This window comes from Sphaerimonospora cavernae, from assembly GCF_042435035.1.
Lineage (GTDB): Bacteria > Actinomycetota > Actinomycetes > Streptosporangiales > Streptosporangiaceae > Sphaerimonospora > Sphaerimonospora cavernae.
In genome coordinates, this window is sequence record NZ_JBHMQT010000029.1 from 1 (window position 1) to 25,204 (window position 25,204).

22 protein-coding genes are annotated in these 25,204 nt (G+C 69.2%); 10 read left to right on the plus strand and 12 right to left on the minus strand.

The features are described 5' to 3' along the window. Window positions 1–1,449 (plus strand): HNH endonuclease signature motif containing protein (locus tag ACFHYQ_RS13040; RefSeq protein ID WP_394301382.1); only part of this gene is annotated, 1,449 nt, incomplete at its 5' end. A gap of 132 nt (window positions 1,450–1,581) precedes the next feature. Here the strand turns inward: ACFHYQ_RS13040 and ACFHYQ_RS13045 are convergent. The 4 genes from ACFHYQ_RS13045 to ACFHYQ_RS13060 all read right to left on the minus strand — a co-directional run bounded on the left by ACFHYQ_RS13045 (window position 1,582) and on the right by ACFHYQ_RS13060 (window position 5,685). Continuing rightward, window positions 1,582–2,091: a hypothetical protein gene (locus tag ACFHYQ_RS13045; protein ID WP_394301418.1), complete on the minus strand. Its 510-nt coding sequence runs from the start codon at window positions 2,089–2,091 to the stop codon at window positions 1,582–1,584. 478 nt (window positions 2,092–2,569) lie between these two features. Continuing rightward, entirely contained in the window at window positions 2,570–3,976 is a 1,407-nt protein-coding gene (locus tag ACFHYQ_RS13050) for an IS1380 family transposase (protein WP_394301383.1), read from the minus strand. Between the two features lie 121 nt (window positions 3,977–4,097). After that, on the minus strand, window positions 4,098–5,066 hold the full coding sequence (locus tag ACFHYQ_RS13055) for a glycosyltransferase (RefSeq protein WP_394301384.1): 969 nt from the start codon (window positions 5,064–5,066) through the stop codon (window positions 4,098–4,100). A 64-nt stretch (window positions 5,067–5,130) separates the two neighbouring features. Beyond that, window positions 5,131–5,685 (minus strand): D-glycero-alpha-D-manno-heptose-1,7-bisphosphate 7-phosphatase, encoded by a 555-nt coding sequence (locus tag ACFHYQ_RS13060; RefSeq protein ID WP_394301385.1) that lies wholly within the window; start codon window positions 5,683–5,685, stop codon window positions 5,131–5,133. A 302-nt stretch (window positions 5,686–5,987) separates the two neighbouring features. Here ACFHYQ_RS13060 and ACFHYQ_RS13065 point away from each other — a divergent pair, with 302 nt between their 5' ends. The 5 genes from ACFHYQ_RS13065 to ACFHYQ_RS13085 all read left to right on the plus strand — a co-directional run bounded on the left by ACFHYQ_RS13065 (window position 5,988) and on the right by ACFHYQ_RS13085 (window position 10,943). Next, window positions 5,988–7,079, plus strand: a complete 1,092-nt coding sequence (locus ACFHYQ_RS13065) for a glycosyltransferase family 9 protein (protein ID WP_394301386.1) — start codon at window positions 5,988–5,990, stop codon at window positions 7,077–7,079. Continuing rightward, on the plus strand, window positions 7,076–8,392 hold the full coding sequence (locus ACFHYQ_RS13070) for a glycosyltransferase (RefSeq protein WP_394301387.1): 1,317 nt from the start codon (window positions 7,076–7,078) through the stop codon (window positions 8,390–8,392). Before ACFHYQ_RS13065 ends, ACFHYQ_RS13070 begins: the two co-directional genes overlap by 4 nt. A 1-nt stretch (window position 8,393) precedes the next feature. Continuing rightward, a complete protein-coding gene (locus tag ACFHYQ_RS13075; protein ID WP_394301388.1) occupies window positions 8,394–8,957 on the plus strand; it encodes a D-sedoheptulose-7-phosphate isomerase in 564 nt (187 codons plus the stop codon). Between the two features lie 202 nt (window positions 8,958–9,159). Beyond that, the gene (locus ACFHYQ_RS13080; RefSeq protein WP_394301389.1) at window positions 9,160–9,864 is read left to right on the plus strand and encodes an SDR family oxidoreductase; all 705 of its coding nucleotides are present in this window, start codon (window positions 9,160–9,162) and stop codon (window positions 9,862–9,864) included. Continuing rightward, on the plus strand, window positions 9,855–10,943 hold the full coding sequence (locus tag ACFHYQ_RS13085; protein ID WP_394301390.1) for a glycosyltransferase family 9 protein: 1,089 nt from the start codon (window positions 9,855–9,857) through the stop codon (window positions 10,941–10,943). The genes ACFHYQ_RS13080 and ACFHYQ_RS13085 overlap by 10 nt, the downstream gene beginning before the upstream one ends. On the opposite strand, the gene ACFHYQ_RS13090 is transcribed toward ACFHYQ_RS13085, so the two are convergent. The 5 genes from ACFHYQ_RS13090 to ACFHYQ_RS13110 form a co-directional block, all read right to left on the minus strand. Then, window positions 10,856–11,605, minus strand: coding sequence for a Mut7-C RNAse domain-containing protein (locus tag ACFHYQ_RS13090; protein WP_394301391.1), 750 nt, complete (start codon window positions 11,603–11,605; stop codon window positions 10,856–10,858). The genes ACFHYQ_RS13085 and ACFHYQ_RS13090 overlap by 88 nt on opposite strands. A 122-nt stretch (window positions 11,606–11,727) precedes the next feature. Beyond that, window positions 11,728–12,075, minus strand: coding sequence for an SPW repeat domain-containing protein (locus ACFHYQ_RS13095; protein ID WP_394301392.1), 348 nt, complete (start codon window positions 12,073–12,075; stop codon window positions 11,728–11,730). A 151-nt stretch (window positions 12,076–12,226) separates the two neighbouring features. Further along, a complete protein-coding gene (locus tag ACFHYQ_RS13100; protein ID WP_394301393.1) occupies window positions 12,227–13,474 on the minus strand; it encodes an RNA polymerase sigma factor in 1,248 nt (415 codons plus the stop codon). Between the two features lie 2 nt (window positions 13,475–13,476). After that, window positions 13,477–13,821, minus strand: a complete 345-nt coding sequence (locus ACFHYQ_RS13105) for a YciI family protein (RefSeq protein ID WP_394301419.1) — start codon at window positions 13,819–13,821, stop codon at window positions 13,477–13,479. 222 nt (window positions 13,822–14,043) lie between these two features. Continuing rightward, window positions 14,044–16,602: a glycosyl hydrolase family 18 protein gene (locus ACFHYQ_RS13110; protein ID WP_394301394.1), complete on the minus strand. Its 2,559-nt coding sequence runs from the start codon at window positions 16,600–16,602 to the stop codon at window positions 14,044–14,046. A gap of 216 nt (window positions 16,603–16,818) precedes the next feature. Here ACFHYQ_RS13110 and ACFHYQ_RS13115 point away from each other — a divergent pair, with 216 nt between their 5' ends. Both ACFHYQ_RS13115 and ACFHYQ_RS13120 read left to right on the plus strand, forming a co-directional pair. Next, window positions 16,819–17,583, plus strand: coding sequence for a bestrophin-like domain (locus ACFHYQ_RS13115; protein WP_394301395.1), 765 nt, complete (start codon window positions 16,819–16,821; stop codon window positions 17,581–17,583). Between the two features lie 2 nt (window positions 17,584–17,585). Beyond that, window positions 17,586–18,176 carry a hypothetical protein gene (locus tag ACFHYQ_RS13120; RefSeq protein WP_394301396.1) on the plus strand — a complete coding sequence of 197 codons (591 nt, stop codon included), beginning with the start codon at window positions 17,586–17,588 and terminating at the stop codon, window positions 18,174–18,176. A 7-nt stretch (window positions 18,177–18,183) separates the two neighbouring features. Here the strand turns inward: ACFHYQ_RS13120 and ACFHYQ_RS13125 are convergent, their stop codons facing one another. From ACFHYQ_RS13125 to ACFHYQ_RS13135, 3 genes are read right to left on the minus strand one after another with little or no spacing between them, the layout of a single operon-like run. Next, window positions 18,184–21,426, minus strand: coding sequence for an ATP-binding protein (locus tag ACFHYQ_RS13125; RefSeq protein ID WP_394301397.1), 3,243 nt, complete (start codon window positions 21,424–21,426; stop codon window positions 18,184–18,186). Continuing rightward, window positions 21,423–22,184, minus strand: coding sequence for a hypothetical protein (locus tag ACFHYQ_RS13130; protein ID WP_394301398.1), 762 nt, complete (start codon window positions 22,182–22,184; stop codon window positions 21,423–21,425). The genes ACFHYQ_RS13125 and ACFHYQ_RS13130 overlap by 4 nt, the downstream gene beginning before the upstream one ends. Next, window positions 22,177–23,226, minus strand: a complete 1,050-nt coding sequence (locus ACFHYQ_RS13135) for an endonuclease domain-containing protein (protein ID WP_394301399.1) — start codon at window positions 23,224–23,226, stop codon at window positions 22,177–22,179. Before ACFHYQ_RS13135 ends, ACFHYQ_RS13130 begins: the two co-directional genes overlap by 8 nt. Before the next feature lie 314 nt (window positions 23,227–23,540). On the opposite strand from ACFHYQ_RS13135, the gene ACFHYQ_RS13140 reads away from it, so the two are divergent. Next, window positions 23,541–24,743 carry a helix-turn-helix domain-containing protein gene (locus ACFHYQ_RS13140; protein WP_394301400.1) on the plus strand — a complete coding sequence of 401 codons (1,203 nt, stop codon included), beginning with the start codon at window positions 23,541–23,543 and terminating at the stop codon, window positions 24,741–24,743. Window positions 24,744–24,883: 140 nt separating this feature from the next. After that, window positions 24,884–25,177 (plus strand): hypothetical protein, encoded by a 294-nt coding sequence (locus ACFHYQ_RS13145; protein ID WP_394301401.1) that lies wholly within the window; start codon window positions 24,884–24,886, stop codon window positions 25,175–25,177. Window positions 25,178–25,204 lie beyond the last annotated feature (27 nt).

Below are 25,204 nucleotides of genomic sequence, written 5' to 3' on the forward strand. Positions count from 1 at the left end.
CGCCTGCCCCGGGAGGCCGCCGCCCGGCTGCGCACCCTGCTCGACGCCTACGCCAAACCCAAAGCCAAGGGCGACGACCGGCCGCTTCGGGTCCGCAACGCCGACGCGTTCATCGCACTGCTCGAGCAGCAGATCACCGCCGAGCTGCTGGTGCTGGTCAACGCCGAATCCCTCCCCGACGACCCCCTCCCCGACGACCCCGTGCCCGACGACCCCGTGCCCGCCGACCCCGTGCCCGCCGACCCCGTGCCCGCCGACCCCGTGCCCGCCGACCCCGTGCCCGCCGACCCCGTGCCCGCCGACCCCGTGCCCGATCAGGCTCCACCCAGCGACCCGCCGTCCGGTGACCCCACGCCCGCCGACACCGTTCCTGACGACACCGCGCCCGCTGACACCGTGCCCGCTGACACCGTGCCCGCCGACACCGTTCCTGACGACACCGCGCCAGATGATCTCTCGGTGGGTGAGGGCCACCCCTCGCGCGACGAGAGTGACGTGAACATCGAGGCCGGCCGGGAAGCACCCGACCAGGCCGAACACGGCTGCGAGACCGCCCGGAAGGAAGCCGGATCGGAAGATGAACCCGGCGAAGCCAGACCCGGCCCCGAGGTCGAGCGTGAGGGCTCCGGGCTGGAGGCAACCGGGGCATGTGCGACCAGGCCGGACGCGACCATGCCGGACCCTGCCATGCCGGACCCTGCCATGCCGGACCCTGCCATGCCGGACCCTGCCATGCCGGACCCTGCCATGCCGGACACTGCCAGGCCGGGCGCTGCCGGGCCGGGCGCTGCCGGGCCGGGCGGGAACGGGGACAGCGGGACCGGTGGCTGGAAGCGGAACGAGGGCAGCGGGATCGGCGACCGGAGCAAAGGCAAGGGCCGAGGGAGCGAAGGCGAGGATCGGGGGAGCAAGGGCAAGGGCCGAGGGAGCCCTGGGCACGACGGGAGCGGCCGCCTTGGCGGGACCGACAGCCTTGGCGGGACCGACAGCCTTGGCGGGGCTGCGGGCCGGCGGTGGCAGGCAGCGCTGCGCGCCCTGCCCGGGCTGCTGCTGTCCACCGGGCAACTGCTGCCGATCACCGACGTCCACCGCCTGGCCCGCACCTCCACCCTCATGCGCATCGTCATGAATGCCCAAGGGCAGGTCCTGGACATGGGCCGCAAAGTCCGGCTGGCCACCCCCGCCCAGCGTCGCGCCGTCCTGGCTCGTTACGCCACCTGCATGGTGGACGGCTGCCCCCTCCCGGCGAGCATGTGCCAAGTCGACCATGTGGACAACTGGAGCGACGGCGGCCGCACCGACCTCGCCAAACTCGGCCCCACCTGCCAACATCACAACCGGGACCGCTACCGGCACCCCGACCGCTACATACGCCGCCAGATCGGCCCCGACCGATGGGCCTTCACCTATATCGGCGCTTACGCCGGCACACGTCAACGACGGACATGACGCCGGGATTGCCCCTGACCCCGTCACCGCCGGCCCGAGTCTCTGGCTGTGTCGCTCCCTGGCTGTGTTGCTCCTGAGGGTGCCACCGTCCGAGGGCGTCCCTGTGTCCGAGGGCGTCCCTGTCCGGGAGCATCACTGCCCGAGGACGGCGGCTTTCTGGGCGGGATGTCTGGTCAGCGGAGCTTCGTGGGAAGGCATCGCCTTGTCGAATGGCGTGGGCTTCTCGGGCCTCAGCCGGTTCAACGCGAGGACGAGCGTCGTGCCCCACAGCAGGTGGCTCGCGACAGGTAGGACGTGGCGGCTCATCCGGATCTCCGACGCAGGGGGCAGGGTGCCGATGGGCGGCATGAGTCCCTGGTATCCGGCATACCAGACGGCCAGACCGTACGCCGTGCCGAGGGGAACGGGGATCCGCTGCCCAGTCGACAACAGGCCGAGCAGGGCGCCTGAAGCGGCGCCGAACACGAAATGAGAGATCGTCCCGAGTATCCCGTCGCCGGAGGTACGTCGGGGGCGACCCGGGAGAGCGATTCCGGCAATCCGCTTGGGCGGTCGCGGCCCCAGCAGGCCCGCCCTGTCTCCGGCCATCGACATCGCGCTGTAGACGGCGGTCGCGAGGCCGCCGCCGATTGCACCGTTCATCACGTTGCGCATCATGATGTTGGCTTTCCCGCCGGCACCCGTTCAAGTGCCCCACCGCGCCCCGTTCTCGGTAAACGTTCTCGGCATTGGGTCTCGGCATTGGGTCTCGGCATTGGGTCTCGGCATTGGGTCTCGGCATTGGGTCTCGGCATTGGGTCTCGGCATGGGGTCTTGGCGTGGGTTCTCCATATGGGTTCTCCATATGGGTTCTCGGTATGGGTTCTCGTGGCGTACGAGCGTACGCCTCAGCCTCAGCCTGGATGCACCGCGTAGTTTCTCTTGATCGTTTTCTGGTCCAATTCCGTCGCGAGGGCCGTTTACTCGGGTGACCTGCTGTTTTCCGGGCATGTGAGAGCCGCTGCGCGCGAATCGCAGCTTGTCCAGATGTCTACAGGGCTCGGGGTCGGGGTTCGTGCGCCGGTGGCGCGGGTGACCTTGGGGTCGTCGTGGTGCGGTCGGTGACCGAGGTTGGGGCTGGTCAAGCCACCAGAGCGGGCGGTGGGTCGTGGACGGCGTCGAAGACGTTCATCCACGCGGCCTGCCAGCGCCAATGCTGGGGTAGGTGGAGGGTGATATGGCCGCGTCCGTGCCGGGCCAAGCGGGCGGGGACGGCGATCAATCGGCGGCGCAGTGTGGCACCACGTGCCTTGGCGTGCACGGGACCGGCCAGGCAGCCGGCGGCGCGTAGCAGGTTGTGGGTGATCGCCGCGCAGGTCAGCCACGCGGCGTTCGCCGCGAAGTCGCCCGAGGGAAGATGCGCGAGCGGGCCGCAGACAAGGTCGGCGAAGACCTGCTCGACGACCGCGTGGTCACGATGCTGTTCTTCGGCCTGGACCAGGTGGAACGGGCTGTCGGTGAACACCGCGTGGTACCGGTAGGTGCTGAACAGCTCGTCCTGGCCGATCACGGACTTGGGGTTGAGCCGCTTGACCCGGCGCACGATCAGCCGTGCCGTGACGGCCTGCTTCTTCTTCGACGCGAACGCCGTGTAGGTGACTTCGGCGATCTCGGCGTCGGAGACCCAGCATCCGGCCTGCTCATCGAAGATCGCGTCCGGGTACTCGATCGCCGTCCAGGCGTCCTCGTCGATGGCGGCGATCGCGGCTTTGATCTTGGGATCCATCTTCACGGTGACCGAGAAGTGCGCGCCCGCGCGACGGCAGGCACCGATGACGCCCGCCGCGTAGAACGCCGAATCGCCGCGCACGACCAGGATGCCGGTGGCGCCCGCTGCCCGCGCTGCCGTTATCGACTCGGCCACGAACGATTCCGCGCCGCGGGCTGAGTTCGCTTTCCCACCGCGTAGCCGGGTGCCGGTGATGACCGGGGCGGCCAACGGCGTCGACAGCACCGAGGCCAGCACGTTCAACCCGCGCACCAGCACACTCTTGCCCTGGATCTTCGTATGCCCGAAGGCGGCGCCCTGCTTGTTGTATCCGTAGGTGCGTTTCTGCATCGAGTCCACATCGAGGAACGCGACCGTGCCGGCTCCGGGTAGCAGCGGCGTATGCGCGGCCAGACGACCCAGCAACTCGCGGGAGACCTTCTCGATCTGACGGACGTTTCCCCAGGTCAGGCTGCGTAGGAACGAGCCGAGGGTGGACGGGGCACGGATACCGTCAAACAATTTGTCCATGCCGCCGTGCCGCAACGCGTCCAGATCGGCGATGCTGTCGGCTCCGGCGGCCATCCCGGCCACGATCGAGCTGATTTTCGCGGCCGCGTTGACGCCGAGAGGGTCGGCGATGGCGACGTGCTCGTCGATGAGTCTGTCCAGGTCGCAGCGCTCGGCCAGCCGCACCACCGGCTCCAGCCCGGCGTAGGCGATCACGCGCTCGTCATCGAAGCTCGCATGGGTCCTGGCGGGGGCATGAAACAATCGCACTTAGGAGGTGTCCTTCGACTGCGGATCTTGGAAGCCTAGAGAACTCCCATCATCCCAGCTCGCAGGGCACCTCCTCTCATTTCACGGCAATCACGTCAGAATCAGCGCGGTGCATCCAGGCTCAGATCCTCGAGCCCCCGCCGGGGACGATCTCATCGAACAGCAGTTCCCAATCGGTGAGGAATCGGCGCATGTCGTAGCGGGCGAGGGCGGCGGAACGTGCGGCCTTGCCCGTCTGGGCGGCCAGTTCGGGATCGGCCGTGAACGTTTCCAGAGCGCGGACGAGGGTCGGCACCTTCGTTGAGATCACTCCCGCCTCCGACGGCACCGCCTCCACGGCCTCGGTAGTGGCCAGCGCGACGACGGGCATGCCGAGCATCATGGCTTCGATGAGTGACAGGCCGAGCGACGTCCAACGGTAGGGATGCAGGTAGACCCGCCTGCGGGAGAGTTCGGCATGCATATCGCGCTGCGGCAGGTCTTCGAAGGTGCCCATGTCGTCGGATAGGCCGAGTGCGGCCGGAAGCCCGGTGACCTTCATCCCGAACACGTCGAGGGGGGCGGTGGCGGCGAACGTCGGCAGCAGGTCGGTTCCCGCCACCCGCCATCGCCGGGCGGGTTCGTTGACCACCACGCCGGCGCGGGCGAACTCTCCGGTGTAGAGGTGGCCGGGATCGATGACACCATGCTCGATCACATGGGTCGGCGCGCGTCCGGAATCCCAGAACAGGTCGTTGAAATTGGTCACGTGGACCAGTGGGATGTCCGCCCGGTCCGCCAGCGCGTGGCGTGTCTTCGGAACGTCTCCCGCCGGGGTGTTGTGCTCGACATAGACACCGGGGACGTTCCGTCCCAGCCATTCCCGGGCGAGCTCGATCTCGTGAGGCCGCTGGTAGACGACGAGATCCACGTGCTCGGACGCCAGCCGATCGTACGGAACCTCGTACACGTTGTCGGGCCACGGGTAGGTCCGCGCCCGGCCTTGTCCGTCGGGGCCCCGGTCGGGGGTGAGCGGCACGAGGTAGTCGTGACCGCCCTGTACGAACGACGTGGTCCACGAGCCGTGGACATGCCACACCATGATTCTCATAGGTTGATCGCTCCCGTCCATCGATCGAGCCCGTATTCATACCCCTGCTTCCCCGGGAAGCCTTTCACCCGAGCAGCCTGTCCACCGCGGTGGTGATGTCCGGGACGACCTCCGGTGCGGCGGCCACCTCGGCGGGCAGCGTCTCGGGAGTCGGAACAAGGATCGCCCGCGCCCCCGCCGCGAGTGCCGCCGCCACGTCCCGCCCGATATCGCCGATCACCACGCAGTCTCCGGGGCCGACCCCGAGGCTCGCCGCCGCCCGCAGCACCAGCCCGGGCGCGGGTTTGCGGCAGCCGCAGCCGTCGCCGTCATCGTGCGGGCACATAGTCCACACGTCGAACGGGCCGAGCAACTCCTCCACGCGTGCGTTCACCTCGCGCAGTGCTTCCGGGGTGATGAGCCCCCGCGCGATCCCGGACTGGTTGCTCACCACGCCGACGGGAACGCCGGCCCGCCGCAGCCGGTCGAGCGCCGCCCGCGCCCCCGGCACCGGCTCCACCCGGCTCGGGTCCGAGTTGTACGGAACATCGTGGATGAGTGTTCCGTCGCGATCGAACAGCACTGCGGCAGGAAGAGCGGCCGGAAGAGCGGCCGGCAGCCGGTCGATGTGATGGGCCAAGACACCTCCCGGACGCCTCTCGGAGAACTCGTCCCCCGGCTACCCGGCCGATCAGGTGACAAACCCGGAAGTTCGCTACGGAGAGTAGCAGTTCTTGAGACTGAGCCCTTTGTACGGCGACTTCTCCGCAAAGCGGTGTTTAGTACCGCTTCTCTCGGTAACCAGACACGCACCGCGCAACGGAGGTAACCGATGCGATTCCCAGGTGAAAGCACTGCTGAAACCGCTGCCGAAACCGCTGCCGAAGGCACTGCTGAAGACACCGTCGAAAGCACTCTCGTCTTCCCCCCGAGGGGCCGCTCGTGATCGGGACGGTTCTCGTGGTCCGGCCCGACAACGCGGGCGACGTCCTGCTCGCCGGCCCGGCGGTCCGTGCCGCGGCCGCCGGTGCTCGGCGGGTCGTCCTGCTTGCCGGGCCCCACGGCCGGGCGGCCGCCGCGCTGCTGCCCGGAGTGGACCACGTGCTGGAGTGGCGTACGCCGTGGATCGACCCGGGCGGCGTGACGATGACCGGCCGGCGCGCCGCCATGCTGATCGATCAGGTGCGGCGGATCGCCCCGGACATGGCGTTGATCCTCACCTCGTTCCACCAGTCGGCGCTGCCGATGGCGCTGCTGCTCCGGCTGGCCGGGACGCCGAGGATCGCGGCGATCAGCCCCGACTACCCGGGCTCCCTGCTCGACGTGCGCCACACCGTGGACGAGAGCGTGGACGTCCCCGAGTCTGAACGCATGCTCGACCTCGCCCGGGCCGCCGGGTTCGAGTTGCCCCCCGGTGACGACGGGCGGCTCGCCGTACGGGAACCCCTCCCGGACTTGGCGCACCTCACCGGTCCGCCCGGCTACGTGGTGATACACCCGGGGACCAGCGTGCCGGCGCGGGCCTGGCCGGCGGAACGGTGGGCCGAGGCCGTGCACGGACTGGTGGCCGCGGGCGAGCGCGTGGTCGTCACCGGCAGCCCGGGCGAGCGCGCGCTCACCGCCCGCATCGTGCGCGCCGCCGCCGCGCAAGCCCCGCACTCCGCCCCGCACCCCGTCCCGCACTCGGCCGCCCTGAATCTCGTCCTGGATCTGGGCGGCGCCACCACGTTCGCCGGGCTCGCCGGCGTGCTCGCCGCCGCATCCGCCGCCGTCGTGGCCAACACCGGGCCGGCGCACCTCGCCGCCGCGGTCCGCACCCCCGTGGTCAGTCTCTTCGCCCCCGTCGTCCCCGCGGCGCGCTGGGCGCCGTACGGCGTGCCGGTCGAGCTCCTGGGCGACCAGCACGCGCCCTGCCGGGGGAGCAGGGCGCGCATCTGCCCCGTCCCCGGCCACCCGTGCCTCTCCTCGGTCCGTGGCGAACACGTCGTCGAAGCGGTCCGCCGCCTTGCCACAGTGAAGGAGAGCGTCCTATGAGAATCGCCCTGATTTCCGAACACGCCAGCCCGCTGGCCACCATCGGCGGCGTCGACGCGGGCGGGCAGAACGTCCACGTCGCGGCGCTCGCCGTCGCGCTGGCCGAGAGAGGCAACGAGGTGACGGTGTACACCCGGCGGACCGGCCCCGACCAGCCGGACACCGTGATCATGGCTCCCGGGGTGACGGTCGACCACGTCGCGGCCGGGCCGCCGGAACCGGTGCCCAAGGACGAGCTCCTGCCGTACATGCCAGACTTCGCGGCGCATCTCGTCCGTAGGTGGGCGGCGCACCCGCCGGATGTGGCGCACGCGCACTTCTGGATGAGCGGTCTGGCCACGCTGCGGGCGGCCGAGGCCGTCGGCGTCCCGGTCGTGCAGACGTTCCACGCCCTCGGCACCGTCAAACGGCGCTGGCAGGGTGACTCCGACACCAGCCCGCCGCAGCGGCAGGCCGCCGAGCGCCAGGTGGGTCGCCAGGCGAGCGCTGTCATCGCGACCTGCGGCGACGAGCTTCGGGAGCTGGTCGCGATGGGCGTGCCGGACGATCGCGTGGGCGTGGTGCCCTGCGGCGTGGACCTGGAGCTGTTCCGTCCGGCCGACCCGAGCACGCCGTGTGGCGACGGGGTCCGGCCGCGCGTGCTCAGCATCGGACGTCTGGTCCCGCGCAAGGGCGTGGACACGCTCGTCCGGGCGATGCGCCAGGTGCCCGACGCCGAACTCGTCATCGCCGGCGGTGATCCGTACGACGACGAGGGGATCCGGCTGCGCGCGCTCGCCGAGGCGTACGGCCTGACAGACCGGGTGCGCCTGATCGGCAGTGTGGCCCGGGCCGAGGTCCCGGCGCTGATGCGCTCCGCGGACGTGCTGGTCACCGTGCCCTGGTACGAGCCGTTCGGCATCGTCCCGGTTGAGGCGCTGGCCTGTGGTGTTCCCGTCGTGGCGTCCGCCGTGGGCGGCCACCTCGACACGGTGTCGGGATGCGGGCTGCTCGTGCCGCCGCGGCGACCGCGTGCGCTGTCCAGGGTGTTACGAGACGTGCTGTCCCGCCCTGATCTGCGCGCCGCGCTGTCGGTCGCCGGTCCGCGTCGTGCCCGTGCGAGGTACGGCTGGCCAAGGGTGGCCGCCCAGACCGAGTCCGTGTACCGGACGCTGATCGGCGAGCGGGCCGGTCATCCCGCGGGTTCAGACGGTCTCGCAGGCTCACACGGTCTCGCAGGTTCATATGGTCTCGCAGGTTCATATGGTCTTCCAGGTTCACATGGTCTCCCCGGTTCACACACTGCCGGCCGGCTCGCGGTGGCTGGAGGTTGAGATGCATCCTCATCTGGCCCGGCTGAGGACCGCCCTGACGGCGGTGGACCCGGACACCCCCAAGATCTACGCCTGGGGATGCAAGCTCGCCGGCGTGCTGGCCGAGGGCGGGCGGTTGCTGGCCTGCGGCAACGGAGGTTCGGCTGCGGAGGCCCAGCACCTCACGGCGGAACTGGTCGGCCGCTACCGGGCCGACCGCCGGCCCTACGCCGCCATTCCGCTGCACGGCGACACGTCCACCATCACCGCGATCGGGAACGACTTCGGCCCGGACGAGGTGTTCGCCCGGCAGGTTCACGCGCACGGCAGGCCGGGCGACGTCCTCATGTGCCTGTCGACCAGCGGGACCAGCCGGAACGTGCTCGCCGCCGCCGACGCCGCACGCGGCTGCGGGCTCACCACATGGGCGCTCACCGGACCCGCGCCCAACCCGCTGGCGGAGCTGTGCGACGAGGCCATCGCCGTCCCCGCGTCCGACACCGCGACCGTCCAGGAGGTGCACCTGACCGTGATCCACATGCTCTGCGACGTGATCGAGGACGTGATCGAAAAGGCGTGCGCGTGAACGGACGGAACAACGGGCCCGTGGTCGTCGTCGGCGACTCGCTGCTCGACGTGGACAAAGAGGGCGACGCGGGACGGCTGCGTCTTCGGGGAGGACACCCCTTCCGAGGTGATCGAGAGGCGGTGCCCCGACGTCTGGGTGAAGGTCGGTGACTACACGCTGTTCCCTATATCTCCCTATGCCATGGAAAGGGACTGGATCGATGCTGGGAAACATTCTGATCACGGGTGGCGCGTCCGGCCTGGGCCGGGCGACCGCGATCGCCGTCGCGAAGGAGGGTGGCCGACCGCTGTCGATCGATGTCAACGAGCCCGGCGGCGATGTGGACCATGCGCGTGCCGACCTCGCCGATCGGGGGCAGGCCGAGCGCGCGGTCCGCGAGCTGGCGGAGGGGGCGGGCGGGCTCGACGGCGTGGTCACGGCCGCGGGCATCGACGCGTGCGGCCGCCTGGAGGACATCCCGGCGGCGGACTGGGAAAGGGTGATCGCCGTCAACCTCCTCGGCACCGCTTCGGTGATCCGGGCGGCCCTGCCGTACCTGCGCGAATCGAGGGCCCGTGCTGGGGGTGCGGCCGTGGGCAAGGTGGTCACGGTCGCCTCCACCCTGGGGGTTCGTGCGGTGAGCGACGCCACGGCGTACTGCGCGGCCAAGTTCGGGGTGGTCGGGTTCACCCGGGCGCTCGCCGCCGAGCTCGCAGGTGAGGTGGGGGTGACGCTGCTGATCCCGGGCGGCATGCACACGAACTTCTTCGACGGCCGGGAGGAGAAGTACCGGCCGGGACCGGACGCGAGACTCAACCAGCCCGAGGACGTGGCGGCGGCCGTCGTCTTCGCGCTCGGCCAGCCCCGGGGCTGCGAGATTCGGGAGCTGGTGGTCTGCTCCTCCACGGAGACGTCGTGGCCCTGAGGCCGGTGCTGCTCGCGCTGCGGGGGCTGGGGCTGGGCGACCTGCTGACCGCGGTTCCGGCGCTGCGCGCCCTGCGGCGTGCCCATCCGGAGCACCGGATCGTGCTGGCGGCGCCCGCTCATCTGGGCGGTCTGCTACCGCTGATCGGCGCGGTCGACGAGTTGGTCGACGTGTCCGGGCCGGGCCCACTGCCGTGGGGTACGGTGCCGTACGGCCTGCCGAACATCACGAACATCACGAACATCACGAACATTCCGGATATCTCGGATATCGCGGTCAACCTGCACGGCAGCGGACCGCAGAGCATCGTCGCGCTGCGCCGGGCTCGGCGGCTCCTCAGCCACGCGCATCCCGCCGTCCCCGGCGTGACGGGACCGCCCTGGCGGACGGAGATCCACGAGGTGCGCCGATGGTGCGAGATGCTCGAGTGGTACGGCATGACCGCCGATCACGGAGATCTCGCGCTACGGGATCCGGGCCCCAGCCGATGGGCGGATGCCGAGGCTGTCATCCACCCGGGGGCCGGATATCGGGCCAAGCAGTGGCCGCCGGAGCGGTTCGCCGGGGTGGCGGCGGAGCTGAGCCGTCTCGGCCTGCACGTCGTGATCACGGGTGGGCCGGAGGAGATCGCCCTCGCCCGCCAGGTCGCCGAGTTGGCGGGGCTCCCCGGTCCGCCGGCGGCACGCGTGCTGGCCGGCCGTACCGACCTGCGGGAGCTCGCCGCACTGGTCGGCGGCGCGAAGCTGGTGATCTGCGGTGACACCGGCATGTCTCACCTCGCCACGGCCGTGGGCACGCCGTCGGTGGTGATCTATGGGCCGGTCTCGCCCGCCCTGTGGGGGCCGCCCCCGGGCCATCCGCATGTCACGCTGTGGACCGGGCGGACCGGTGACGCGTACGGCGACCGGCCGTCGGAGGGACTGCTGGAGATCGGCGTCCGTGACGTGCTCGACGCCGCATACAAGCTTCTCCGATCGCGCACCGGTGAATATCAGCCGGGACGTCGACCGCCGGACAGGGCTCGGGAGGCGATCTCGACGATCTCCGCGAGCCTGCCGCCGTGCGCGCCCCGCCAGTAGATCCGGCCGCAGGCGAGGCAGCGGGCGAACGTGTCGTAACTGCGGCGCGTTCCCGGCAGGAGCTCCGCCTCGACCTCGCTCTTGCCCACCGGTGACAGAGGGCCGTTGCACGCGGTGCATCGTGTCCATGGGGCGAGCGGCGGCCGGAAGCGGTCGAGCACGTCGAGGAACTGCTCGCGTGGCCGAGCGCCGCGGACGTGGGCGCCCAGCCACAGTGCCCGGCGGCGCAGGAGCCCGCGATCCTGGGTGAGCAGCACCCTGCGCTCGGCGTCCGCCTGGGCGATCAACGCGTCGTCGTCGAGGTCGTTGCGGTAGGCGACGTCCACCCCCACCAGACGCAGCCACCGGGCGAGGGTGCCGAGATGGACGTCGAGGACGAACCGGGCGGCCGGGATGGGCTGCGGCCGGGTCACCCCCAGCACCTCCACAGCTTCGCGGGGGCATGGACGGTATGAGGGCGCGACCGGGCGGCCTCCGACGAGGAGCGAGCCGACCTCGGTCAGCGGCACCCCCGCCGACTCGACCACGTGCCCGAGCGACGACGTGCCGTCGCAGGAGAGCAGCAGCTCGTCGCGCCGGCGGCGAGGTGGCAGGAAGATCCACAGCTCCGGTGCGAGGCGCACGGACAGTACGGGCGGTACGGGCGGTTCTGCCTGGTCCACCCGTCCAGCATGTCAGCCTCCCCCGGCCCCGGGCAGCATGCCCAGCAGTACGGCCCAGCAGTACGGCCCGGCCGTCGGTCGCCGAGGGGGGCGAGGACGGGCCGGGCCGTGGCGGGAGGCGGTCAGGCGTTGGCGGCCGCCCCGGCGCGGGCCTGGAGCGCGGTCAGCAGGCCGACCACGACCGTGACGCCGCCGGCGAGCCAGGCAGTCCAGGCCGCGGCGGCGTCGCCGTCGAAGCCGAAGGCCCAGGGCGACACGAACAGTAGGGCGCCGAAGGCCGCGGTGACCCAGGAGCTGGCACCGCCGGCGCCGAGGATCGCCCATAGGGCGGACACCACGAGGAGTGCCCCGAGCAGGAGCAGTGGTTGGCCGGCCGCGTCGACGTCGCTCGCCCAGATGAACGCCGCGAGGACCGAGACCAGACCCGCGAGCAGGGCGATGACGTCGGACAGAGATCTCGTGAGATCCATCCGTAGCCTCCGAACGTGAGAGGTGACCCTTTGATTCGAAGATCCGCTTGATTGACCGCCCGGTCAACAATCCGCCACGTCAGGGTTCCCTAACCTCGAGGACCGCCGGCCGATGACTTCGCTTGTCCGGGGCCAGTTCATTCCAACGTGGTCAGCTCTCCAGCGAGGACAGTCTTCGGCGCAGGTGGGCGCGTTCGGGTTCGGTGCCGGCGAGTTCCAGGGCTCGCCGGTAGGCGGCGGCGGCTTCGGCCGTCCTGCCCAGCTGGGACAGCAGGTCGGCGCGTGCCGCGTGGTAGGGGTGATGGCCGCGCAGCTGAGGCTCGTCGGCGAGTTCGCCGACGAGCCTCAGCCCGGCCTGCGGGCCATCACGCATGGCGACCGCCACCGCGCGGTTCAGCGCCACGATCGGCGATGGCGTGAGCGTGAGCAGGACGTCGTAGAGAGCCACGATCTGGGGCCAGTCGGTGGTGGTGAGGTCCGCGGCCTCGTCATGCAGGGCGGCGATCGCGGCCTGCACGCCGTACGGGCCGGCCGGACCGCCCGCCAGTGCCACGTGCACCAGGGCCAGGCCTTCCTCGATCATCGTACGGTCCCAGCGCCCGCGGTCCTGGTCGGCGAGGAGCACCATCCGGCCGTCGGGCCCGGTCCGTGCGCCGCGGCGCGCGTGGATCAGCAGCATCAGTGCCAGCAGCCCGGTGACCTCTCGTTCGGCGGGCAGCAGCTTGTGCAGGATGCGTGCCAGGCGAATGGCCTCCTCGGCCAGGTCGAGCCGCTGCAGGTCCGGTCCGGAGCTGGCCGCGTACCCCTCCGTGAAGATCGAATAGATGACCTGGAGCACCCCCGCCAGCCGCTCCGGCCGTTCGTCCGGATCGGGTACGCGGAACGGGATGCGCGCCTCACGGATCTTCTTCTTCGCCCGGACGATCCGCTTGGCCATCGTGTCGACCGGGACGAGGAAGGCCCGCGCCACCTCGGGTGTGCTCAGTCCGGCCAGACACCGCAGGCTCAGCGCGATGCGATCCTCGGCGGGCAGAGCCGGGTGGCCGCACGTGAAGAACAGCAGCAGCCGTTCGTCAGGCAGGTCGTCTCCCGGGGCCGCGGCCGGCGCGGGTGCGGCCCGCTCCGCCTCTACCTGCAGGATGGCCAGCCGGGCGGCGTAGGTCGTGTCGCGCCGCAGGCGGTCGATGGCCTTGCGCCGTGCCGTGGTCGCCAGCCACGCCCCCGGCTTCGGCGGCACGCCGTGGACCGGCCAGCGCACCAGCGCCGCCTCGATCGCCTCGGCGGTGACCTCCTCGGCCAGGTCGAGGTCACCGAAGCGGCGCACCAGCGAGGCCAGCAGCAGGCCGCGCTCTTCGCGGAACACCGACTCGACCGCCGACGCCGCCCGACTGTCCATCATGATCAGACCTCGAACTCCGCCACCGGCCGCACCATGACCGACCCGCCGCCGCGTGAGCCGGGACAGCGGGCCGCCCAGTCCAGGGCCGCGTCGAGGTCGGGCACATCGATCACGTAATAGCCGCCGAGCACCTCACGAGTCTCGGCGAACGGGCCGTCGGTCGCGATGGTCCGCTGACCGTCCCGATCGACGCGCACGGTGGTCGCCGTGGTCAGGTCCGCCAGGGAATGCCCCGCCACGAAGATCCCCGAGTTCTTCACCGTCTTGTCGTACACCTGCCAGTCCTCGAACGAGGTCCCCGGGACGTCCTCGGCAAGGTCGGCGGGGGCGCTGTTGATCAGGAGCATGTACTTCACGCTGAGCTTCCTTCGTCGTCTTCCGCGTCGTCTTCGCGTCGTTTTCCGTACGGGCGGGTCGCCGTACATCATCACTACGAACCGGACCCGGCCGTATGGACATCGTCCCCGAGAATTTTTCTTCGCGATCGGAAGCGGAGCATCGTGCGAACCCGGACCCGGGGGAGACGAGTCCCCCGGATCCGGGTTCGCGGCGTCTGGGCCCTGAGCCTGTTACTTGAGACCGTTGTCCACGGCGCTCATCAGGGTGCCGGTGTCACCGGACATCTCCCAGATCATCGCGCCGAGCAGGTTCTTGTCACGCAGCCAGGCCATCTTCTTCCCGATCGACCAGGTGTCGTCGAAGCTCCACCACTGCCCGCCGTTGCCGGTGTAGCAGTAGGTCGCCACCGCCTGCGCGTCGTGCTTGACCGTGCAGCCCGGCACGCTCGCGACCAGGTTGGAGTATCCGCGGGTGCCCGCCTCCTCCGCGAACTGGCCGGGGGCCGCGCCGGTGGCGGACTGCCACTCGCCCGACTTGCCGCCGTCGGCGACGCCCTGCCAGCCGCGTCCGTAGAAGGCCAGACCAACGGTGATCTTGCGCGGGTTCACGCCGGCGTCCAGGTACGTCTGGACGGCGTCCTCCACGCTGAAGTGGAACGAGTAGGGGTCGTCCACGTCGGTGTAGAGGTTCCCCGCGTGCCCGGTCCGGTTCGGCTCCCAGGAGTTGTCACTGCCCGAGCCGTGGAAGTCGTAGCCCTGGACGTTGAAGATGTCCATGGACTTCGCGACTTCGGGCAGATCCCAGCCGGCCTCGATCTTCGCCGGGTCGGCCGGGGTGAACGCGGTGAGGTCGTAGCGCTGGCCGGTCTCCTTGGTGAGCTCGTCGAGCTGCTTGCGGAACTCGGCGATCAGCTTGGTGTTGTTGTCCTTGTCGTTCGGACCGATGTGGTTGCCCGCGTGCCCCTCGGCGCCCGGCCACTCCCAGTCGAGGTCGATGCCGTCGAAGATCCCGGCGGCGCTGCCCGGGCCGCCCGCGGCGTTGTACGTCGGCAGGTTGCCCTTGATGTACATGTCGATGCAGGAGCTGACGAACTTCTTCCTGGACGCGTCGGTGGCCGCCACGTCGGAGAAGTACTTCGAGTACGTCCAGCCGCCGATCGAGATCAGCACCTTGAGGTTGGGGTGCTTCGCCTTGAGCTTCTTCAGCTGGTTGAAGTTGCCGCGCAGTTTCTCCCACCCGGTGTCGGCCACGCCGTCGACCGACTGCGCCGAGCTCATCGGCCTGCCGTAGTCGGCGTCCGCGTCGCCGGAGCCGTCACCCTGGTTCGGGTCCTGCGGATCGGACGAGGTGCCCTTGGTGACCCCGTTGAGACAGGTCAGGTTGACCGGGTCGATGTTGGCGAAGGCGTAGTTGAGGTGGGTCAGCTTCGCCGCCGCGCCCGTGGTGTCCAGGTTCTTGACGAAGTACTGCCTGCCGTAGATGCCCCACTGCACGAAGTAGCCGACCCTGGCGTAGCCACTGCCGACGATGTCGCCCGTCTTCGCCTTCAGAGGGGTGCTGGCCGCGGACACGTTGTCGTACTGGTCGCGGGCCCGGACCGTGAAGGTGTACTCCGTGGACGGCGACAGCCCGGTGACCTTGGCCGAGGTGCCGGTCACCGAGGTGGCGAGCCGCGAGCCCTCGTAGACGTCGTACCCCGCGACGCCCTTGTTGTCGGTCGAGGCGTTCCAGGCGAGCGAGACGCTCGAGGCGTCGGCGCCGGTGCTGCGCAGGCCGGTCGGCACGGTCGGCGGCTGGGTGTCGTCGGCCGGGTCGTTGGTCGTCACCTTCAGCGCGGCGCTGGCGGGGGAGAGGTTGCCCTTGCGGTCCTTGGCCTTGACGGTGAAGGTGTACTCGGTCTTCGGTGTCAGCCCGGTCACGGTCGCGCTGGTCTCGGTGACCGTCGTGGCGAGGGCGCCGCCGTTGTAGACCTCGTACCCGGCGAGCGGGAGCGTGCCGGGGGTCGACGCGTCCCACTTGAGCGAGACCGACTTGGTGGTCTTGACCGGCGAGCTGAGGTTGCCCGGCGCGGACGGCGGGGCGTCCGGCTCACCGTCGCACTGCACGTCGTTGACCCGGCAGTTGGTCGGCTCGACCCCGCTCCTGCTGAGCGTGAAGGACGGGCTGTACGGCTCGGTCGACCTGTTCGCCGCGATGGTGGTGTTGTAGTAGGCAGGGCTGAGCGTCACCTTGGTGCCGGACTGGCTCACCGACCCGTTCTGGGCGTTGCTCGCGGTGACACCGGACGGCAGCTCGAAGGTGATCGACCAGCCGTTGAGCGCGGTGGCGCTGTTGTTGCTCACCACGAACTTCGCCTGCGTCCCGTTGCCGGTGAACTCGGCGGTCAGCGGCGCGGGCGGCGGCGGCGGGTCACCGCTGCCGTCACAGTTGGCACGGTTGATGGTGCAACTCGTCGGCTGCACCGCGGAACTGAGCGTGAAGGTCGGGCTGAACGGCTCGGTGTTGCCGCCCGCCCGCACAGTGTCGATGTAGAAGGCGGGGGTGAGCTTCACCTTCGTGCCGCTCTGCGAAATCGTCGCATTCTGCGGGTTGCTCGCCGTCACCCCCGACGGCAGTTCGAACTGGATCGACCAGCCCGTGATCGCACTGCTGCTCGAGTTGCTCACCACGAACTTGCCCTGGTTCCCGTTCAGGCTGAACACCGCCGTGAGGCCGGTGGCGGCGTGAGCTGGAACGGCCATCGTGATGAGGAGCAACAGTGCGGTGAGTAAAGTCACTGCTCGGCGCATCCGGCATCCTCTTTTCGTTAGGAAACTTTCCTAAGAATTAATCCGGAGAGTAGACCCGGGCCGGATGCTCGACAAGACCCAAAACCGCTCCGCGCCGATGGCGTCATGCCTTCTTCGCCGTTCGGGCGGCCGTTCGCCTGTCTGACACGTATCGTGCTTCTAAAGTAACGATCTGTAACAGCTCGAATTCCGTGCCCGAACACCTGGGGATCGTCAATGCTGGTTTGCGCGTTCGCCGTCGTCACCGCGGTCGGCCTGGTGGCCCTGGCCGCCTTCCTGTCCCGCAGGTTCGGTCATGGCGCGGACGACACCGATCCGGGAGGGGCTTCGGCCGGTCACGCCGGGGCGATGTTGTCATCGCTGTTTCTGCTGGTCTTCGCCATCGCCATCGTCGTGCCGTGGACCGTCGCCGACTCCGCCCGCCAGAACACCTACGCGGAGGCGCAGGCGGCCGTGGAGACGTACTGGTCCGCCGCCGGACTCCCCGCGCCCGCGAGCGGCCAGGTCCAGCAGCAGGTACGCGACTACGTCGGCTTCATCGTCGACAAGGAATGGCCGCTGATGGCGGCTGGACGGCTCAGCCCGCAGAGCGCCGTACGCCTGGAGACGCTGCGGGCGAGCGTAGCGGCGTTGCGCGTCACCGCTGATGAGGAGCGCGAAGCCAGGAGCGCGGTGCTGGACCGGTTGACGGAGCTGTCCGGGGCCCGACGTCAGCGTGCCGCCGACGCGGCGGCCACCTTGCCACCGGCCGTTCTCATCCTGACGATCGTGACCGGTGCTGTGATCATCGTCTTCCCGTTCCTCGCCGGCGCTCGGCCCAAGGGGGCCGCGCTCCTGCCGCTGATCGCGATGACCGTGCTGCTGGCCGTCGGGGTCTATCTGACCTGGCACATCTCGCACGCGTTCACCGGCGGCCTGGCGGTCGGACCGGAGGCGTTCACCGGTGCCTTACGGGAACTCCAGTCCGCAGGAGGCCGCTGACCATGGCACTGACGATGACGCTGACGATGCGACTGGCGGGAGCGCTCGCCTGGGCGGCGGCGACAGGCATGGTCACCGCCGTGCCCGCGTCGGCCGCCGTAGCGCCGTCGGCCGGTCACGCCGCGTCGGCCGTCAACAAGGGCGACCGGGACGACCCCGGCACGGGACTCGGTGCGGGACTCGGCACGGGACTCGGTGTGGGGCGCGGTGTCGTCGTCTGCGTCGAGCTTCCGCCCGTGATCGGCCTGCGGCTTCGGGTCGGCTCACCTCCGAAGACATGCGAACCGCCGCGGCCGGTTCCTCCGCCGACACCCCGGCCTGAGCCGTCACCGCGACCCCGGCCGCACGCGCCTGCTCCCGCTCCGCCCGAGCGATCCCGGCCGATCGAGACGCCTGCCGCGCGGCCGTCCCCGACACCGTCGCCGAAGCCGTCACCGGAGCGCTCGCCGCGCGTGTCGGCCTACCGCATGCCGGTCCGGGCCGTCGGGCGGCCCGAACGGCGACGCAATCCCCTCGGGACCGTTCTGGTCATGGTGGTCCTGTCCACCATGATCGCGGCTGCCGCGGCCGCCGCCTTCGGCATGCTGCGGTAACGCCGGGTCAGCCCCGGTTCGCCCGCTCCAACACCTCCTCCGTGGTCAGCGGGCTGCTCGGGTGGTGGCTCAGGCACAGCGGCGTACGCACCTTCCGGAAGGCCGCCCCCTCCACCGCGACGTAGAACTCACCCGACCGCAGTCTCGAAACGTCGGGCACGTCGCCCCCCTTGGCCCGCGCCAGTTCTCGGGCCGCCGTGATCTGGGAGGGGGCGTTGAGCAGGCCGAAGAACTGGGTGGTCGCGTTCCCCGGGATCTGGTTGTGCAACCCCTTCGGCGCCTGGGTGGCGAACACCAGGCCCAGGCCGTACTTGCGGGCCTGCGCCGCGAGGGCGAGAGTGCTGCGCGTGCACAGGGTCGTGGCCCCGGACGGGGCGAAGGTCTGCGCCTCGTCCATCACGAACAGCCCGCCCAGGTCGGCGGCCGGATGCCGTTTGATCCAGGAGAACAGCGCCATCTGGAGTTGGTTGACGAAACCCTGCCGCTGGGCTTCGGACGGGAGCCCGACGAAGCTGATCACCGACACGCGAGCTCGCTTGCCGTCGGCCGGGGTGAGCAGCACGCCGGGGTCCACCGGGGTGCCGGCGCCGCCGAACAGCGGGTCGTTCACCATGGCGGCGGTGAGGTTCTGGGCAAGCTCGGCGGCGAGTCGGTCCGCGCCGTCGATGCTGCTCACATCTTCGGGCAACTCGGACAGGAGGTCGATCAGGCCCCTGAGGCCCGTCCTACCTCGGCGACCGTAGAAGCTCACGGCCTCGCGGAGCACGGCCCGGCCGAGGTGGGCCTTTCGGGCGTTGCCGTCTACCTTGGCCCGTGGGACGAGGGACTCGACTGCGGACTCCACGGCCTCGTTGAACTCGTCGGCGTCGTCGAGGACGCTCGCGAAGTCGGGCAGCGGCTGGAAGCTCAGCGGCCGTCCGCCTACTCGCCCGGGGGTCCAGATCACCACTTCGGTTTTCGCCAGGTACTCATCGGCCTTGGCCGCGTCGCCCTCACCCCAGGCCGACGGCGGTTCCGGCCACCGGTCGCCCAGTCGGGCCAGGTCGTTGTTGGGGTCGAGCACGATCGCGGAGACCCCCCGCAGGGCGCACTCCTCGACCAGGCGGCGGATCAGCACGGTCTTTCCCGACCCCGCCCCCGCGAAGATCGCCGTATGTCTGCGCAGCGCCTCCAACTCGACCGCCACCGGCTCCCCATCGGCGAACCTCGCCCCAACCGTGACGTACGGCACCTGCCCAGGCACGAGATCGACCAGTCTGCCGACCGGCTTCAAAACGTCGAGGAAGGCCTGTTGGGGAGAGGTAGTGACGGTCCGTTGCGGAAGGTCGGAGAGGGCCGGTTGAGGAAGGTCGGCGACAACCAGCTCCGCTAGGTCGGAGGCAACCGGTTTGGGAGGGTCGGGGACAACCTGCGGGTTCGTTGACTGACGAGGGATGACAGGCGCGTCGCTCAAGGCTTCGCGGAACAGCTTCACCTCGCTCGTCGGCTTCCTGGTGGCCAGCCATGCCTGCAGATTCGGTGGGTTCTCCGCCTGAAGGTCGCGGAGCGCGGCGAAGATCTTCAGGTCCTCTACCTCGACCGGGAGCACCCGGCCGCCGGCCTGCTCGAACGCGGCGAGGGTCTCCTGGGTGACCGGGCCCTTCGCCCAGCTTTGGTTCCTGAGCACGAACAGCCTGCGCTTGGGGATCGCCGCATCCAGTCCGGCCGCTACCGACGCGTTCTTCAGGCGGGTCAGCACGGCGGTGTGATGCGTCGCAGAGATCGCCCGGAAGCACCAGTGCGCCTCGTCCTCCGTCGCCTCGTCCAGGATGCGGCGCAGCCGCGCGTGCAGAGGAGGCCTGGAGCTTGGTGGCGGATCCTGGCTGAACACCGGCCCGTCCTCGCCCTGCTCGGCGATCCACGCGGTCAGACCGGCAGACAGCAGTTCGGGCATCGCGGCGTCCTCGGTCACCGGGTCCAGTGCCGACACCACATCTGCCCGATTCCGCAACTCCGTAAACCGCTGGTCCAGTTTGAAGTAATCGATAGGTGGCTTAGGGTCTACGGGATCACGAATTACCGACCCGGAGCCGGTGAGGCGTACAAGCTCCGTGGCCTGCCCGTTCAGGAGGCAGGATCGGACATGGCTGTCGATCCGGATGAGCAGTTGGCGAGGGGTGTACTCGTAAGCGTTGGCGAACGCCTCCGGCTTGACCGGCCACGTCGGGTACGGCGGCTCGAACCCGACCTTCCCGTACTGGGCGGCGAACCGCTTCTCGACCAGGACCCGGCCGGTCTCCGCATCGGGAATCGTCCCGAGCGTCGTCACTTTGAAGCGGTCCGGAGCCGTTTCCGTGGCCCGCTCCTGAATCAGGATCCAGGAAGCTGGTAGACAGCAGACCAAGGTCAGCGTGCGGTGGGCCACCTCACGGAGTGCCATCAGGCCGCCCGCCACCTGCTCGATGATCAGTGCCTCTTGCCAGGTCTCGTTCAAGGCACCGTTCGCGGAAATGGCGGATTGCGCGAGGAGGACGTCGATCTGGTCCACCGCGATGACGGACGGGCCGGTCAATGCAAGCAGCCGTGACAGGTCCTGGACGATCTGCTGTGATGTTTTCTCGATAGTTCGGAAGCCCCAAGTCACACGCTCGCCCGGTTCGGCCTCAAACGTACGCGCGAGATAGGCCTCTCCGATGTCCTGTACACCGGGATCGGCGCAAGCGCGCAGGGTGAGCGCTCTGGCAGTGTCCTGAGCTTCTCGACCAACCTGCAAGTCGTATCGCCTCAGGGCGGTGACGAAGGCGTCCAAATCTTTTCGGGACAGCGGCGCGTCACCGATCACCGAGCAGCGTACCGGCTCCGGCACATCGGTTAGCACGCACAGGCGCCAAAGGAGCTCCTTGAGTTGGCTTCCCGACCCCGACATGGGCCGGGCGAGGCCATCGAGCATGGACAGCAGCAGGCTCTCCCAGAAGTCCTTTGCATGGAGCAGGCTGACCAGGAAGAAATAGCCATCCTCCTTGTGTACCTGTTCGCGGAGCCAGCCGAGCAGGTGGGTCTTACCAGTGCCCCCCGACCCCTGTACGACGACACCGATGGGGCTTGTGTCGGTGCTCTCCTCCGCCTCGATCAGGCCGCTGAGGATGACCTGCACGGTGGGCCGGTGCAGGGTGTCGACGTGGAACGGCGACGGCCGCCATACATCGGGAGGAGCCTGGGCGTAGTTAAATCTCAGCGCCGCGAGAGCCTCCAGTTCCTCGCTCGCCATCATGCTCCTATCAGGACGAGATGCTTGGCCTGGCCACCGATGATCACTGCCGCATCGTGATCCTCCTGCGACAGGGCCTTCCGGTTCTCGAACGGGGCTATCCGGACATCGGGCATGCTGATCATTCGGCGGAGGGTGGAGTCGACGTCTTCTCTGGGAGTGTCGCCCAAGACGGGGCGCAGCTGGGTCAGACTGACCCACGCGTTCGGCTTCTCGGCGAGCTGTGCGTACGCCTTCCGGATCCTGGTCTCGATATCGTCGGCCAATACGGCGGGAGTGCCCGTGCCCGACGGCTCGGCGGTACCGTTGGGTACGGGAGCAGCGCTCTCGGGAGCGGGTGTCTCCGAGGCCGCCGCCTCCGGGGCAGCGGTCGTGGGGGACGCCGGGGCAAGGTCCTCTTCACGAGCGAAGACGTCATTGACGTTCTGGTCAGTGCGGTCCATGTAGCGTCGCAGGTTGGCTACGATCGCACGAAGCGTCGCCTCCAGTACTTTCCCGGCAGGGCGTTCGGACGCTTCCATTCCCTTGGAGAACACCTCCCTCGCGTACGCCCATCCGTCCTCGCTCAGGACGTGGAAAAAGGCACCCTGGCGCCCCTTTCGGCTATCGACCAGCTTGAGGTCGTTCAGTTTGTTTCGATCTTTACCGGTCAGGGTGAAGCTGTAGAGCTGCCCAAGCTCGGGGTTGGAGATTTCTCTCGCCTCGGCCATCAGTACCAGCAGGGCAGCCATCTGGGACGAGGTCAGCTTCTTCTCAGCCATGATGTGTTCCTTTGAACGTTCCAGAGCGGCGGGATTTCAGGAACCGCTCAAGTTGGTGAAGAACGAGGTCTATCTCGTTCATGATCTGTTTGTTGGTGAAGCGGAGGACGGCATAGCCGTCCAGTTGGAGACGTACATCGCGGCGGTGATCCGCTTCGTAAGCGTCCTCGCCGCGATGTTCCGGACCGTCGATCTCGACAGCGCAGCGCTCGGTGCGCCAGAGCAGGTCGATCCGTACGGTCGGAGCGAGCGGGGATGACAGGTGGGTCTGGTTCCAGGCCCGGCCGGCGGCCCAGGGACGTGAATTGAGTGCCGCCTCCAATGCCTTTTCGGCCCGGCTCGCCGGGTGCGGCATCCCGGCGACGGCCGGGAAGCGTAGAACGGCAGATGGGTCTTTCGGATAGGCCAGATCTCCCGTGGCGGGTGTGTTCTCCGAATCGGGCAGGTCGAGGACGGCCGTTTCGACCCGGTCGACGGAGGTGAGGGGCGCGCCGGTGAGCCAGACCCCGAAACCGCCACGATCGGCCAGCCATTCGGACGAGGCGACCAGGATGTCCTCGCCGACGGGGGAGAGCCCCTGGGGGACGCGCATGAGGATCGCTGCTTGATCGCGGTGAAAGCTGGAAGCGAGCACGCGGGCGAGCCCGAGGGCGCGGATCTCGTGCGGGAACTTCCCGTCCGTGCGTGCCGTGCTCCCTAGGGCCTGCTCGGCCAGGTCCGCCAGGAAGGGCCCGAAGTGTCGGCTGGCGGATGCCGTACGCAGCGCGAGTGCGCGTACGGCGGGGATGCTCGCGCCGCCGGGGCCGGTGATGCCTTCCGCGCCCGGGAGCCAGGACGGGAACAGTTCGACGGCCGCCGTTTCGAACTCGGCCAGCAGGGTGGTCACCAGATTGCTTACCGACGTGGTTGGGGGCGGAGCATAGGTGACGATCGCAGGCGCATCGTCGGGTAAGGGTTCGAGTGCGAGGGTGATGGTCTCAGTGCTCACGCCGCCCAGCCGTACGACACGGCCCGTCGGCAACTGTGCCCATGTCCTCGCCACGCCGGTTCCTCGTTTGATCTAGGAAACATCGACGTGGCAGAGGTTATACGTGACCGGCAAGATCCGCATCGGCTTCCGTTGAATTGTGAAATATCCGGTACGTCCGCATCAAAGCCCATAACGAGTGAAGGCCGCTGCGCGGGACAGCTGACCACCTGGTCCTCCCGGCACCAGCGGAGACTGATCAGCGTGATCGCCTACCCGCTGCTGGCCATTACGACCACGCAACGGATCAGTAGAGAGCTTCCCATGACATGGCAAAGACCTGCACGTAGCCTGAGGTTGTCGAGGACTCCAGGAGGTGCGGGGCCGGTATGGACGACGCGTTCGCTCATGACATGATCGGCCGCAGGATCGCTCACGCCCGGAAACTGCGCGACCTGACGCAGCGAGAACTCGCCGAGCGTGTGCCATGTTCCAAGAGCCTGATCGCGCAGGTCGAGGGCGGGCACAAGCCGGCCACCCCGTCTCTGATAAGTGCTGTGGCCCGCGTTCTCCACGTCGATGTGACCGAGCTGACCGGTCAGCCCTACCGGGGTGCCACCGCTGCCACCGACCGCATCCACGAGGCGATCCCGCAGATCCGCCAGGCGCTCGCCCACTGGGACATCCCTCCGGACCCGGACGTGGCGCCCCGGCCCCTGCCCGAACTGGCGGCGGTCGTCGACCACACGAACCGGCTCCGTGAGACCACCCGCTACACCGAACTCGGCGGCGCGCTACCCGCGCTGATCACCGAACTGTCCGCGCACGCCCACACCGCGACCGCCCCAGACCGGGGACATGTTTTCGGGTTGCTGTCCACGGCGTACACCGGTGCGTACTCCCTCGCCTGCAAACTCGGCTACACGGACCTGATGTCCATCGCCGTGGAGCGCGCGATCTGGGCGGCCTGGCAATCCGATGACCCCCTATTGCCTGCTGTCGCAGAGTACAAGCGCACCATGGCGTTCATGGTGTCCGGCGCGTACGCCGGCGGCATGCACCTGCTCCACCGCGCCCTCCGCCGGCTGGAACCGCTGTCGGACGACCGGGCGCTTCTCAGCGTGTACGGGTCTCTGCACCTGCGGCAGGCGATTCTCGCCGCTCGGGACAACCGGCCCACTACGGCGTGGGACCACATCGGCGCCGCCCAGGAAATCGCGGTACGGACAGGTGACACCCCCGATTACGGCCTGTCGTTCGGGCCGAGCAACACGGCGATCCATTCGGTCGCCGTTGCGGTCGAGTTGGGCGACGCAGATGAGGCGATCCGCCGGAACGCCGACCTGGTTCTGCCTCCGTCGATGACGCCCGAGCGGACGTCCCACCACTACATCGACTTGTCCCGTGCGTGGCTGTGGCAGGGCCGGTGGGACAAGGCGCTGGGGTGTGTCCTGACCGCCGAGCGGATCGCCCCGCAGATGACCCGTTACCACCCCATGTCACGGGAGACCGTCGCCCGGCTGCTCGACCTCCAGCGGCGTCTGCCGTCGCCTCTGCGTGGTCTGGCCCGCCGCATGGGGATCACCACCTGACCCCAGGTTTCACAACTTTGTGAAAGTTACTTACGGCTACCGGTCATAACGTGAGCGTCATGACACCGGTAAGTGCTGATCGCCCCGTCACGTCTAGGCGGGGCGGCCCTCCCCGCACTCAGGGGAACATCGATCTACGCGTGGCGAGGATGCTCCCGCAGGAAGCGTTCGCCGAACGCGTGCAGGCCGTCCTCGCCGCCCGACACGGCATCATCGCCGAGCGGCACGCCAACGAGGGCGTTGCCCTGCTGCTCATCTCCACGAAGCTTGTCCCGTGGTTCTACCCGACGTTCGTGCAATGGCAGACCGGTCGCGAGAACCCCCGCCGCCCGGGATATCCGGCGATGGACTCGGCCAGCGTCCGTGATGGGCCGGACGCCATCGCCAAGAGGATCGCCAGCCGCTTCCATCAGATCCGCACCGGGCAGGGCTGACCGTGATCGCCGGCCACGCATCCCTGA